The 14,041-nt window shown below is 43.1% G+C and carries 12 protein-coding genes; 4 read left to right on the forward strand and 8 right to left on the reverse strand.

Annotated features, from left to right (window positions below; all coding sequences use genetic code 11):
• Positions 1 to 182: 182 nt before the first annotated feature.
• The 5 genes from I2I04_RS20850 to rpoN form a co-directional block, all read right to left on the reverse strand.
• Complete coding sequence (locus tag I2I04_RS20850) at positions 183 to 2,027, reverse strand: 4-hydroxy-3-methylbut-2-en-1-yl diphosphate synthase (protein ID WP_195655804.1); 1,845 nt, start codon at positions 2,025 to 2,027, stop codon at positions 183 to 185.
• Between the two features lie 139 nt (positions 2,028 to 2,166).
• Positions 2,167 to 2,676 (reverse strand): 5-(carboxyamino)imidazole ribonucleotide mutase, encoded by a 510-nt coding sequence (gene purE / locus I2I04_RS20855; RefSeq protein WP_004296231.1) that lies wholly within the window; start codon positions 2,674 to 2,676, stop codon positions 2,167 to 2,169.
• Between the two features lie 112 nt (positions 2,677 to 2,788).
• Positions 2,789 to 3,169, reverse strand: a complete 381-nt coding sequence (gcvH, locus tag I2I04_RS20860) for a glycine cleavage system protein GcvH (RefSeq protein ID WP_143260213.1) — start codon at positions 3,167 to 3,169, stop codon at positions 2,789 to 2,791.
• Positions 3,170 to 3,198: 29 nt separating this feature from the next.
• Positions 3,199 to 3,870: a phosphatase PAP2 family protein gene (locus I2I04_RS20865; protein WP_143260212.1), complete on the reverse strand. Its 672-nt coding sequence runs from the start codon at positions 3,868 to 3,870 to the stop codon at positions 3,199 to 3,201.
• A 46-nt stretch (positions 3,871 to 3,916) separates the two neighbouring features.
• Complete coding sequence (gene rpoN, locus I2I04_RS20870) at positions 3,917 to 5,401, reverse strand: RNA polymerase factor sigma-54 (protein ID WP_143260211.1); 1,485 nt, start codon at positions 5,399 to 5,401, stop codon at positions 3,917 to 3,919.
• Positions 5,402 to 5,539: 138 nt separating this feature from the next.
• Between rpoN and I2I04_RS20875 the strand changes: the two genes are divergently transcribed.
• Together I2I04_RS20875 and I2I04_RS20880 are read left to right on the forward strand one after the other, a co-directional pair.
• The gene (locus I2I04_RS20875; protein ID WP_195655805.1) at positions 5,540 to 6,913 is read left to right on the forward strand and encodes an aminopeptidase P family protein; all 1,374 of its coding nucleotides are present in this window, start codon (positions 5,540 to 5,542) and stop codon (positions 6,911 to 6,913) included.
• 17 nt (positions 6,914 to 6,930) lie between these two features.
• Complete coding sequence (locus I2I04_RS20880; RefSeq protein ID WP_143260209.1) at positions 6,931 to 8,241, forward strand: acetylxylan esterase; 1,311 nt, start codon at positions 6,931 to 6,933, stop codon at positions 8,239 to 8,241.
• Positions 8,242 to 8,245: 4 nt separating this feature from the next.
• Here the strand turns inward: I2I04_RS20880 and I2I04_RS20885 are convergent, their stop codons facing one another.
• Both I2I04_RS20885 and I2I04_RS20890 read right to left on the reverse strand, forming a co-directional pair.
• Positions 8,246 to 8,647 (reverse strand): hypothetical protein, encoded by a 402-nt coding sequence (locus tag I2I04_RS20885; protein ID WP_143260208.1) that lies wholly within the window; start codon positions 8,645 to 8,647, stop codon positions 8,246 to 8,248.
• Between the two features lie 220 nt (positions 8,648 to 8,867).
• Positions 8,868 to 10,541: a nucleoside kinase gene (locus tag I2I04_RS20890; RefSeq protein ID WP_195655806.1), complete on the reverse strand. Its 1,674-nt coding sequence runs from the start codon at positions 10,539 to 10,541 to the stop codon at positions 8,868 to 8,870.
• 82 nt (positions 10,542 to 10,623) lie between these two features.
• On the opposite strand from I2I04_RS20890, the gene I2I04_RS20895 reads away from it, so the two are divergent.
• Positions 10,624 to 12,321 carry a Na/Pi cotransporter family protein gene (locus I2I04_RS20895; RefSeq protein WP_143260206.1) on the forward strand — a complete coding sequence of 566 codons (1,698 nt, stop codon included), beginning with the start codon at positions 10,624 to 10,626 and terminating at the stop codon, positions 12,319 to 12,321.
• A gap of 86 nt (positions 12,322 to 12,407) precedes the next feature.
• On the opposite strand, the gene rd is transcribed toward I2I04_RS20895, so the two are convergent.
• Positions 12,408 to 12,572 carry a rubredoxin gene (gene rd / locus I2I04_RS20900; RefSeq protein ID WP_004306971.1) on the reverse strand — a complete coding sequence of 55 codons (165 nt, stop codon included), beginning with the start codon at positions 12,570 to 12,572 and terminating at the stop codon, positions 12,408 to 12,410.
• A 222-nt stretch (positions 12,573 to 12,794) separates the two neighbouring features.
• On the opposite strand from rd, the gene I2I04_RS20905 reads away from it, so the two are divergent.
• The gene (locus tag I2I04_RS20905; RefSeq protein WP_143260205.1) at positions 12,795 to 13,970 is read left to right on the forward strand and encodes a sensor histidine kinase; all 1,176 of its coding nucleotides are present in this window, start codon (positions 12,795 to 12,797) and stop codon (positions 13,968 to 13,970) included.
• Positions 13,971 to 14,041 lie beyond the last annotated feature (71 nt).

The raw sequence follows: 14,041 nt of genomic DNA on the forward strand, positions 1-14,041 counted from the left end.
TTATTTTAGATTACCCCCGTTTTGGCCGTCAAACCGTTTTTTGGGGGGAATGCTTAAAGATACAAAAAAGGCAACTAACTCGCAATGAATTAGTTGCCTTAAATTTTCCTATTTCAGGAATATCCCTACTCATTAAAGATTCATGGGGTGATACTCATAGCAAGTACACCCCATGAAATATATCATTTAAGAGTTCTCTTCCTGTCATTCCGTATAAACTCCAGCAATCTTTCCACTGCTTCTTCTTCGGGAATATTCTTTTCTACACAGACCTTGCCTTTATAAAGACTGATTTTACCCCGTCCGGCACCTACATAACCGTAGTCAGCATCCGCCATCTCACCGGGACCATTCACGATACAGCCCATAATGCCGATCTTCAAGCCTTTCAAATGTGAAGTAGCTGCCTTGATACGGGCAATTGTCTTCTCCAAGTCGTAAAGCGTACGGCCACAACCGGGACAAGATATGTATTCTGTCTTAGAGGTACGAGTACGTCCGGCCTGCAAGATTCCGAAAGCTGTGGCGTCAACAACGGCATGGCTCAAGCTACCCTGATTGAACAGGAAGATACCATCGCAAAGACCGTCAAAGATCAAGGCTCCCATATCGGCTGCGGATTTTATCTGCAGATTCTCCGCATCATCTTCCGCATAATGCTGGAAGAAGACAACCGGATTTTGCAAACCTTCCGTCATTAGCTGATGTACCAATGCACGGTGCTCACCCAAACGGTTCGGATGATTGCTTTGAGAGATGATTACCACTTCCGGGTGGTACTTCAGACAGGTTATCACTTCATCCGTCTGGGCCATATAGGGTATAAACAGGAATTTAAGCGCTGCATCGCATTCCCCCATCAACGGTAGTTGCGCATGATTAAAAGCAGGCCAGGTTCCAGCCTCTCCTTGCCATACGTCCGCATCAAGAATATATTCCACGCCTTCTTCCCGTTGCTCGGGCAAGGCTCTTCCGGCATAAATATAGTCCGGAGTGAATTGCGGATTTACTTCCGTTTTTCCATCCATGCGGTCGGCAATGACTACGGGCACATGTTCGCCTCCAATATTACGGACTGCTTTTGTCTTTCGGCGTTCAGGAGACAGATAGTTGAATTCCGGTGCTTCCAATCCCGGAATATAGGGATGATCCTGCCTCAACAGAACATAATCCACCAATTTACGGGCTACCGGAATTTCAGCTTCGGGGGCTTCACTCAAAGATACCCGGATGGTATCTCCCAACCCGTCGCTCAACAATGCGCCGATGCCGAGAGCCGACTTGATACGCCCGTCCTCTCCGTCTCCGGCTTCTGTCACTCCGAGGTGTAGCGGGAAAGTCATCCCCTCTTTTTCCATGACGTCCACCAACAGACGAACGGTCTTCACCATGACCACTGTATTGGAGGCTTTGATGGAAATCACCACATCTGTGAAGTTTTCCGCTACACAGATACGAAGGAATTCCATACAGGATTCCACCATTCCTTCGGGAGTATCACCATAGCGTGACATGATGCGGTCGGACAAAGAACCATGATTCACACCGATCCGGATCGCAGTGTGATTCTCCTTACAGATATTCAGGAACGGGACAAACCGGTCATGGATTTTCTGTATTTCCTGCGCATACTCCTCGTCTGTATATTCCAGTTTTTTAAAAGTACGCGCAGCATCTACATAGTTTCCCGGATTGATGCGCACCTTTTCCGCATATTGAGCAGCTACATCCGCCACTTTCGGATTGAAATGCACATCGGCAACCAATGGAACCATATATCCCTGACTACGCAGTCCGATATTGATATTCATCAGATTCTCCGCTTCCTTAATACCCTGTGTTGTGAGGCGGACATACTCGCCACCTGCGTCAACAATACGTTTCGCCTGTTCCACACAAGCCTGCGTGTCCTGCGTAGACGTATTGGTCATCGACTGGACACGAATAGAATTGGGGCCGCCCAACGGCACAGCCCCAATATTTACTTCTGTGGTTTCTCTTCGAAAATAATTGAATAGATCAACCATTTTAATTTACGATTTTACGATTTACGATTAAAAATACTTTATGCACAATGTGAAAGACAAGATACCATGTACAAAGACAACATACGATTCACGAAGATATTTCAATCGTCAATCGTAAATTGTCAAATCGTAAATCACATTAGTTTGTTTTATATTCAAACTTAACTTCTTTCAGTTCCTCGTTTGCTTTTACGATTTTCTTTTTCAGCCCTTCTTTGTAAGCAGCAAAAGCTTCTGCCAATTTCTCGTCACTCAATGCCAACATTTGAATGGCAAGGATAGCGGCATTCATCGCTCCGTTTATAGCAACCGTTGCCACAGGAATGCCCGGAGGCATCTGGATGATAGAATAAAGCGCGTCTACACCATCAAGCACGGAACCTTTTACGGGTACTCCGATCACCGGCAGTGTAGTGTTGGCTGCAATTACACCGGGAAGGGCAGCAGCCATTCCGGCAGCGGCAATAATAACTTTAATGCCACGGTTGCGGGCATTCTTGGCAAACTCTTCCACAGCTTCAGGCGTGCGGTGAGCAGAAAGCGCGTTCATTTCGAACGGTACATGCATATCATTCAGCAGTTGCGCAGCCTTCTCCATAACAGGAAGGTCGGACGTGCTACCCATGATAATACTTACAATTGGAGTCATAGAATAAAAATTAAAGAGCCACTTCTCAACCCTCTTCCTAAAAAAAGAGGGTAAAGCCGGCTTCGGATTATAGTATCTTTTACATTATTCGATTGATGTAGTGAAGAAAACCTTACCCATTCACCACCGCTTTATACGCTTCGGCATCCAGCAGGTCCTCCACAGCTTTTATATCTGTCGGTTTCACTTTAATCAGCCAACCTTCACCATACGGATCTTTATTAACCAGTTCCGGATTTTCTTCCAATGCCTCGTTTTGTTCGAGCACCTCACCGGCTACAGGCAGGAAAAGATCGGAAATTGTTTTCACTACTTCGATGGTTCCGAATGTTTCACCGGCTTCCAACGTTTCACCAACAGTCGGTATGTCTACGAACACAATATCACCCAATTGTTCTTGAGCATAATCAGTGATACCTACGTATGCAATGTCTCCTTCAACGCGAATCCATTCGTGTTCGCTCGTGTACTTCAAATTCTGTGGAAAGTTCATAATAATTAGTTTTTAGGATTTATACTGTTTTAAAATAAAAATACTCGAAATAAGATGTTACTCACCGGATGAAGTACCAAAAGGGCACATATCAAGCCTACCGCAAAACCGGAAAGCACCTCACCCAACGTGTGATGTCCCAAGATAATTCGTGCAGAGCCTAATATACCGGCAATCAATATAAACAAGCATAACCATCCGACCGGATTGTAACCGAACAAAGCGCTGAAAGAAATCAGTCCGCCGATCACTCCGCCCATTCCTGCCATGTGTTCGCTCAATTTCCATTTCAAATTCACTGCGATGCAGATAATAGAAACCACCAAAGAAGCGAGGATGATGCCTGTCATATACCAGGGAATGTTCAGCCTGCGCATCATCAACAGGCAGAACACATACGAGATGATAGTCAGCAGAATCGGTACATAACGTTTCTTACGCTCACTCAACTCCTGACGGGCAAAACCATTTATTTTGCGAAACAGGAAAATGGTAATGGTAGGTGTCAGTATGGTAAAGCAGTAAACAATTCCCAACACGATCAACTTATATTGTATCGGCATGATACGAAGATAAGAAAACAGGAATAACACCAGAAACGATAAAAACGGAATAGAAAATGGAGTAAAGACCATCGAAGTAGCTCTCGCCACCTGCAACATTGTCTTATCCGCTATGATATGTTCTCTCTCTCTGTCCATCAGCACTAATACTTGATACTTTATACTTAATACTTTATATTCGTTCTCATTTTCGAAGTCTCGCAACCGGAATATTCAACTGCTGACGGTATTTGGCTACCGTTCTACGAGCAATGGGATAACCTTTCTCTTTCAAGATGTCCGCCAATTCATCATCTGTCAGCGGTTTCTTCTTGTCCTCCCCATCAATACACTCTTTCAGGATCTTGCGTATCTCACGGACAGACATTTCTTCACCGTCCTCTGTGGTATACCCGTCGCTGAAAAAGAATTTGAGCGGATAAATACCGTAATTTGTCTGCACATATTTACTGTTGCTCACACGGGAGATCGTTGAAATGTCCAGTCCGGTACGTTCAGCCACATCTTTCAAAATCATCGGTTTCAACAGAGATTCGTCTCCTTCAAGGAAGAAAGGACGTTGTAAGTCAATGATAGCCTGCATGGTAGTCATCAGGGTATTCTGACGTTGCCGCACAGCATCGATAAATCCTTGTGCCGCATCCATTTTCTGCTTCAGGAACATCATCGCTTCTTTGGATTCTTTTGATTGATTAGCCCTGTTTTTGGTATGCTCCTCCACCATTTCCGTGAAGTCACGACTCATACGGAGTTCGGGGACATTACGGTTATTGAGGCTTACATTGATGGTTCCGTCATCATACGTTTCCACAATAAAGTCGGGAACTATTTGTTGGAGGTTCCTGCCGATCGCTTCTCCCAAAGAAGCACCCGGACGGGGATTCAGCTTGGTTATCTCATTAAGAGCTTCCTGGAAAGTCTCTTCATCAATATCCAGTTTTCTTATAATCTTCTCCCAGTGTTTACGGGTGAATTCTTCATAACACTCCCTGATGATACGTTCTTCCAGTTCCAATATCGGGTTGGGCTTCTTCTCCTCATCCTTCTTCCGGCAAATCTGTATCAACAGACATTCCTGAAGGCTACGGGCACCGATACCAGCGGGATCAAAGTCCTGCAAGATACATAGTGCTTCTTCCAGTTCTTCTTCTGTCGATTCAATGCCGGCATAAATCGCCAGTTCATCGCAGATACTCTCCAATGACTTACGGAGCAGTCCGTCATCGTCCAATGAACCGATCAGATATTCCACCAGGTCACGCTGATGTTCAGTCAGGTTGCGTTCACGCAACTGTTCTTTCAGGATTTCATAAAAAGAGGTGGAATCAGAGAACGGAATATCCTCTGCCTGTTCATCTTTCGAGCGATTGTTTTCTTGTAATTTATAATCGGGAATATCATCTTCAGTCAGATAATCACTCAAAGAATCATAATCATTGGCATCGCTATCCATGCCATCTTCCGTAGTATCGGAATCAGAATACTCATCCGCAACGCTTTCTTCTTTACCTTCTTCAAGTGCCGGATTTTCAAGCAGTTCAGCATGGATACGGTCTTCCAGCTCTACTGCGGGAAGCTCCAACAGTTTCACGACCAGAATCTGCTGGGGCGAAAGCGTTTGTACCTGCTGTTGCGCCTGAGATTGTATTTGACGGGAACCTTGTGCCATATTCGTTTTTGCTTTCTACTATTTCTCGCTACAAAAGTAACTTTTTAACGAGAGATTACACAGATTAGGGAGATAATTTTTAATCCTATAACACAAAATTCGTTATCTTTGTTGCACGAACTTAAAAATTAGGACAATATGTTTGCCAAAGAAACGTATATGCAGCGAAGAGCCCTGCTAAAAAAAAATTTAGGCTCCGGGGTATTGTTATTTCTCGGAAATGACGAGTGTGGACTGAACTACGAGGATAACACCTTCCGTTATCGTCAGGATTCCACTTTCCTTTATTATTTCGGACTTTCATGCGCCGGCCTTTCGGCTATTATTGATATTGATGAAGACAAAGAAATCATTTTTGGAGATGAACTGTCTATCGACGCAATCGTATGGATGGGATCGCAACCTACATTACACGAAAAATGTGAACGTGTGGGCGTAAAAAATCTGATGCCGTCCGCAGAAATCACAAGCTATCTCCACAAGTGCGTCCAAAAAGGGAAAGCGGTTCATTATCTGCCGCCTTACCGTCCCGAGCATAAGTTGAAACTGATGGATTGGTTGGGTATTCCCCCTACACGTCAGGAAGGTTCTGTTCCATTCATCCGTGCCGTTATCGCCCAACGTAATTATAAATCTGCTGAAGAAATTGTAGAAATAGAGAAGGCTTGCGATGTAACTGCCGATATGCACATCACTGCCATGAAAGTGCTTCGTCCGGGCATGTATGAATACGAGGTGGTAGCGGAAATGAACCGGGTGGCCGAATCTAACAACTGCCAGCTTTCGTTCGCCACCATTGCCACTATCAACGGACAGACCTTACACAACCATTATCATGGGAATAAAGTAAAATCGGGTGATCTGTTTCTAATTGATGCAGGCGCAGAAGTAGAATCAGGCTATGCAGGCGACATGTCGTCTACCATTCCTGCCGACAAAAAGTTTACAGCCCGTCAGCGCGAAGTATACGAGATCCAGAATGCGATGCATTTGGAATCTGTAAAAGCTCTTCGTCCGGGTATTCCTTATATGGACGTATACGAACTGTCTGCCCGTGTCATGGTAGACGGGATGAAGACACTCGGATTGATGAAAGGAAATACGGAAGATGCGGTCCGCGAAGGTGCCCATGCGCTATTTTATCCTCATGGATTAGGACACATGATGGGACTGGACGTACACGATATGGAAAATCTGGGAGAAATATGGGTAGGATATAATGGCCAGCCGAAGAGCACACAGTTCGGTCGCAAATCGCAACGTCTCGCCATTCCGTTGGAACCGGGATTTGTACACACAGTAGAACCGGGTATTTATTTTATTCCGGAATTGATCGACATGTGGAAAGCAGAAAAGAAATTTACTGATTTTATCAACTATGAAGTAGTGGAGACTTATAAGGACTTCGGCGGTATCCGTAATGAGGAAGATTATCTGATTACAGAAACCGGCGCCCGCCGGTTAGGCAAGAAAATTCCTTTGACACCGGAAGAGGTGGAAGCTTTAAGATAAAAACAATGAATAACACCATGAAAAGACTACTTTTATCTGTATGGCTATTGTCACTTACCTTACTGTCCGCCGTAGCTGAAAACTATCCTTATAAAAGCGATGTGCTTTGGGTCACCGTGCCCAATCATGCCGACTGGCTTTATAAAACCGGAGAAAAGGCAACTGTGGAAGTACAATTCTACAAATACGGTATTCCCAGGGATAATGTAACCGTCACTTATGAAATAGGTGGTGATATGATGCCTGTTGCCGATACAAAAGGAAGTGTAACTTTAAAGAATGGCAGGGGGATGATTCCCGTGGGCACAATGAAAGAGCCGGGATTCCGCGACTGTCGCCTGAAAGCAACCGTAGATGGAAAGACCTATTCACATCATATAAAAGTAGGATTTTCACCGGAGAAACTTCGCCCATATACAACCATGCCTTCCGATTTCAAGGAATTTTGGGAAAAGGCTAAAGCGGAACAAAAGGAGTTTCCCCTAACGTATACCAAAGAACATGTCGAAAAATATTCCACTGATAAAATAGACTGTTATCTCGTAAAATTGCAGCTAAACAAACGTGGACAATGCGTCTACGGATATTTATTCTACCCGAAAAAAGAAGGAAAGTTTCCGGTTGTCTTGTGCCCTCCGGGAGCTGGTATCAAAACCATCAAAGAGCCTCTACGCCATAAATATTATGCAGAGCAAGGATGCATCCGTTTTGAGTTCGAGATACACGGCCTGAATCCGGAAATGACTGATGAAGAATTTAAAGAAATCAGCAACGCTTTCAATGGCAGAGAAAACGGCTATCTGACCAATGGGCTCGACAGTCGTGATAATTACTATATGAAGCGGGTATATCTGGCCTGCGTACGCGGTATCGACTTTCTAACGTCCCTACCGGAATGGGATGGCAAAAATGTGATCGCACAAGGAGGTAGCCAGGGAGGCGCCCTGGCATTAATCGCTGCCGGACTGGATGAACGGGTGACAGCCTGTGTCGCCAATCATCCCGCATTAAGCGATATGGCAGGCTATAAAGCCGGACGTGCCGGTGGATATCCGCATTTCTTTAGAAATTCGGTGGATATGGATACCCCCGAGAAAATAAAGACAATGGCCTATTATGATGTAGTGAACTTTGCTAAATTGATAAAAGCAGACACCTATATAACATGGGGATTCAATGATGACACCTGTCCTCCGACCACCAGTTATATTGTATACAATGTACTAAACTGTCCGAAAGAAGCCCTGATTACTCCTATTAATGAGCATTGGACCTCTAACGATACGGAGTATGGACATCTGCTTTGGATAAAGAAGCATTTGAAATAAAGAATCAATCATTCCATCTGGATACGGGCAACTCTTTTTTCCCATAACCTTTCTTCCAGGCATACGCTTTTCTCTTTCGGAGATAAAGCGTATCGCCACAATGTTTTATCGCCTCCCAATTAAATATAGAATGGTGGCAGATGATCTTTTCAAACCAATAAAGCAGGTCATAAGTTATGAATGGTAGTATCATACACCACCATGAAAACAGCAAAGACAAAATCAACGCTGGTATCAGAGTCAGAGAAAAGCATTCCCAATATTGCTTTGCATGTATCCGTAACTCCATATCTTCCCAAACTTCCAGATATTTATACTGGGTAAAGAAAAACCAGCCTAACATAAAATAGTGTTTCTTTCCTTTTCCCAAGAACCACTTTGCTAAAAGACTATTATAAAAAATCATATTCACATTTTTTTTGTTGCATGCAGTCCTTTTATAACAGCAAAAGTAACCAAAGGTTCAATATTATAGTTTAGTATAACAGTCATTATACAGTATTCTCCCCTAAAGAATCCTATTCAAATATTGTTTATTTTGTATTCTCTTGCCTTACTACAACAAAAGGTAATTCATATTTCATGCAAAGAAAACACAAATAACGAATATATCCTAATTTTTATACTTAATATTTAAAGCTACTACCTCCCAAAAATTCACGCAACAAAGAGGTTGGTGGAATCTCCTTATCCTGTACCGGAACAAAATATTTGATAAACTTCAGTAACCGGTATGCTTCGCAATATTCCGGACAGTTGCGCGGGACCCCCATCAGAATAGGTTCGGCATGCAGGCGGAGTACTGCAAACTCAAAAAGCAGCGCTGAATTAAACATTACGTCGGCATTCTCTTGATAGGGAAAAATCCATTTATCTTCACCGGCACGTACACTAGGCCAGCGTGATATGGTTTCACGTGCCGAATATCCCCGATAATTGAAGTCACGGATAATGCGACGCAACAAACGGTTGTCGGTTGTCGGAATCCAGTTATGGTCATCCAAAGAGATGGTGGTCAATGCTGAAACATAAATCTTGAATTTCCGTTCAGTCGGTATATGCGGTGTCAGTTCCGGATTCAGGGCATGAATACCTTCCAGAATCAGAATCGTATTATCTTCTATTTTCAGTTTATCACCTTTATACTCCTTCTTGCCAAGAGAGAAATTAAAACGGGGCAGTTCGACCTCTTCACCGCGCAGGAGTGCCTGCAACTGTTGATTGAACAGTTCCAAATCAAGTGCATACAATGATTCATAATCATAATTTCCGTTTTCATCCAGAGGAGTCTCTTCACGATCCACAAAGTAATTATCCAAAGAGATCGGGAATGGTTTCAGTCCATTGGTCATTAGCTGGATAGAAAGCCGTTTGCTAAAAGTTGTCTTTCCCGAAGAAGACGGTCCGGCAATCAATACCAGTTTTACCCGGTTACCATTTTCACCACGATGGAATATAGTATCGGCTATCTGGGCTATTTTCTTCTCCTGCAGTGCTTCTGCAACATTTATCAGATCGGTTGCATGTCCCTCTTCACAGGCCAGGTTAAAATCTCCGGCATTATTAAGCCCCATGATATAACTCCAGTTCAGATATTCTTTAAAGACATCCAGCATTTTCTCCTGCTTCACCACATCTTCAAGCACATTCGGGTTTTCCCGGCTCGGAATCCGGAGAAGCAATCCATCGTAATATTTCACGATATCGAATAATTTAAGATATCCTGTACTAGGCAGCAGGTTCCCATAATAATAATCAACGGTATCCCCCAATGTATAATAATAGGTATAGAGCGAACCGGAAGTTTCCAGCAATCTCACTTTATCATTCATTCCCCGCTCGCTGAAAACACGCACAGCTTCAGCCGTGTGACATTCAATGCGGTGATAAGAAATATTTTCCGCGATAATCTCCTGCATCCGTTGTTTGATGCGTGTCACATCTTCCAGTTCGATGGGACGTCCAATCCGCAAGTTGCAGAAATAGCCTTTTGAAACAGGATGTTCTACAAACAATTTTCCGTCGGGAAACAGTTCCGTGACGGCCTTAAACAATACAAAGCAGAGCGAACGGACATAAGTACGCATACCGGACTGATCTCTCACATCCAGAAACTCTACATCCTTATTATTATAAACTCTGAAATTAAGTCCCTCGGAACGATTATTGACCTTGGCACTTACTACTTGATAAGGAAAATTAAGATTAAAACCGTAATAAATATCCAAAAGTGAGCTTCCGATAGGGAATTCTTTGGAAATATTGTTATTTTTGCAACATATTTGTAACATCTGTTTCATCGAGTTCGTTAAAAGGTGAATAATTTGGGACTAATATACTTATAATCAGATAGAGAACAAATAACCATTAAAAATATTATAGATGGAATATTCTTTTTATGATTTTTTAAAGCTCATAGGCTCATTAGGACTCTTCCTTTACGGAATGAAGATTATGAGCGAGGGCTTACAAAAGGTCGCGGGTGACAGATTGCGAAGTATTCTAACGGCAATGACTACCAATCGGGTAACGGGAGTTTTAACAGGAGTGTTAATAACAGCTCTTATCCAGTCTTCTTCAGCAACGACAGTGATGGTCGTAAGTTTCGTAAACGCCGGATTGCTCACACTTGCCGAATCCATCAGCGTCATTATGGGTGCTAATATCGGTACTACCGTGACTGCCTGGATCATTTCAATTTTCGGATTTAAGGTTGATATGGCAGCCTTCGCTCTCCCGCTCTTAGCCGTCGCCCTTCCGCTCATCTTCTCCGGCAAAAGCAACCGCAAGTCCATCGGTGAATTCATTTTCGGTTTTTCTTTCCTTTTCATGGGTCTTTCTTACCTGAAAGCAAACGCGCCCGACCTGAACGCCAACCCGGAAATGCTTGCCTTCGTACAGAACTACACAGACATGGGATTCTTCTCCATCATTCTGTTCTTACTCATCGGTACTATATTGACGATGATTGTACAGGCCTCCGCAGCCACCATGGCAATTACATTGATTATGTGTGCCAATGGATGGATCAGTCTGGAACTGGGAGCAGCACTCGTTTTGGGAGAAAATATCGGAACCACTATCACGGCCAATCTTGCCGCACTTACAGCCAACACACAGGCTAAGCGGGCAGCATTGGCCCATTTTGTTTTTAATGTGTTCGGTGTTATCTGGGTATTGATTATCTTCCATCCTTTCATGCAGTTGGTAAACTGGGTAGTAGACACCTTTTTCCAAAGTAGTAATCCGGAAGTTGCCATCTCCTACAAGCTATCTGCTTTCCACTCGATTTTCAATATCTGCAACGTATGTATCCTGATATGGGCCGTAAAACTGATTGAACGTACTGTATGCGCTTTAATCCATCCCAAAGAAGAGGACGAAGAACCTCGTTTGCGGTTTATCACTGGTGGTATGCTTTCTACCGCTGAACTCTCTATCCTTCAGGCACGCAAAGAAATCCATCTTTTTGCAGAACGTACACACCGGATGTTCGGTATGGTACAGGATCTGCTACACACAGAAAAGGATGACGATTTCAACAAGCTGTTCAGTCGGATTGAGAAATATGAGAATATCAGCGACAACATGGAGCTTGAAATAGCTAACTACCTGAATCAGGTATCTGAAGGCCGGTTAAGTTCTGAAAGTAAACTACAGATACGCGCTATGCTGCGTGAAGTGACGGAAATTGAAAGTATCGGTGACAGTTGTTATAATCTGGCACGTACCATCAACCGGAAACGTCAGACCAACCAGGATTTTACCGAGAAACAATATGAACATATCCACCTCATGATGAAGCTGACTAACGACGCACTTGCTCAAATGATTGTGGTTGTAGAAAAACCGGAACATCAGAACATTGACATCAATAAGTCCTTCAACATCGAAAATGAAATTAATAACTACCGTAACCAACTGAAAAATCAGAATATTCTGGACGTAAACAACAAAGAATACGATTATCAGATGGGAGTTTATTACATGGATATTATCGCCGAATGTGAAAAACTGGGCGACTATGTAGTAAATGTAGTAGAAGCCAGCAGCGATGTGAAAGAGAAAAAAGCTTCTTGAGAGAGCTTAATTGAATCATAAAAAGGAGAATCAGGTCTGTCATAGCATAACTGATTCTCCTTTTAATAATTCTCTCTCTCTTGGTTTTATCCTTCGTACGGTTCAAAATCTTCTTTGCCGACTCCGCATAATGGACAAGTCCAATCATCTGGAATGTCTTCAAATGCTGTTCCTGGTTCAATTCCGCTTTCCGGATCTCCTTGTTCGGGGTCGTAAATATATTCACAGACCGTGCAAATGTACTTTTTCATAACGTTCGTATTTTTAAATGGTTTTCTGAATAATATAACACAAACAGCAAGATATTTGTTCAACACTATTTCCAAACTAAAGAAAAAAACTATCTTTGTAGTCATATTATCAAGCTAAAACAACAATATAACACTATGCTTATAGCACTATTGTCTACCTTAATAGTTTTATGCGCAATCCTACTAATCAGTTTTTTATGGGAACGTAGGAAATGCCTGCGGATGCAACAACGATTGTTCCGTGAATCCAGAAAGTTGGAACGTACCAGCCATATCGCTGCTGCTATCTTAAAGAATGTGCATGCCTTTATTCTGCTAATAGACAACGATTTTAAAGTGCTGAAGACCAATTATTATCAGAAAACCGGAACCAAGAAAGGAACAGAAGAAAAAAGAGTGGGCGACCTGCTGCAATGCCGTAACGCATTGGCAGCCGAAGGAGGTTGTGGCACACATAGTTTTTGCGGTTCCTGTCCGATACGTACTGCCATACGCCAGGCCTTTGAACAGAGACGGAACTTCACGGATCTCGAAGCAACTTTATCCGTAGTCACATCTGATAATACGACTGTGGAATGTAACGCAGTCATATCCGGCTCCTACTTCCTTCTTAATGAAGAAGAGAATATGGTCATCACCGTACATGACGTCACCCGGCGGAAACAAGCCGAAGAGGAATTGAGACTAGCCAAAGAAAAAGCTGAAAAAGCGGATATTTCAAAATCTGCCTTTTTAGCTAATATGAGCCATGAAATCCGCACCCCTCTCAATGCCATCACCGGATTTGCAGAGGTACTAGGTAGCGCAAATACCGAAGAGGAAAAGGCTCAATACCAGGAAATCATAAAAATGAATGCCGACCTCCTGATGCAGTTGGTCAACGATATTCTGGATATGTCTAAAATCGAAGCCGGAACATTGGAATTTGTACAGACAACAGTTGACGTCAATCTATTACTTTCAGATTTACAACAACTTTTCCAAATGAGAGTCAATGACGCCGGAGGAAAGATACAAATTATAGCGGAATCATCTCGTTCTTCGTGCATGATTCAAACGGATCGCAACCGGGTAGCGCAGGTACTTTCCAACTTTGCCGGCAACGCCATTAAGTTCACCCACGAAGGTAGTATTCGCATCGGATATGAAGCAAGAGATACCGAACTCTACTTTTATGTCAAGGATACCGGAGCAGGAATCCCGGCAGAGAAATTACCGGATGTCTTCGAGCGCTTTGTGAAACTGAACAAAGATAAGAAAGGAGCCGGACTGGGACTCTCTATTTCTCAAACCATTGTCGCCAAACTAGGCGGTCAGATCGGTGCGGATTCCGTAGAAGGTGAAGGTTCTACATTCTGGTTTACAATTCCTTATCGAACATGTGGTAAACCACGGTAACAAATTCGACTTCATAAAAAGTTTTAATTAAACATTTTATCACAATTTTATGTTGTATTTTTGCGGTTCAA

Source organism: Bacteroides sp. 1001136B_160425_E2, assembly GCF_015559655.1.
Taxonomy (GTDB): Bacteria; Bacteroidota; Bacteroidia; order Bacteroidales; family Bacteroidaceae; genus Bacteroides; species Bacteroides luhongzhouii.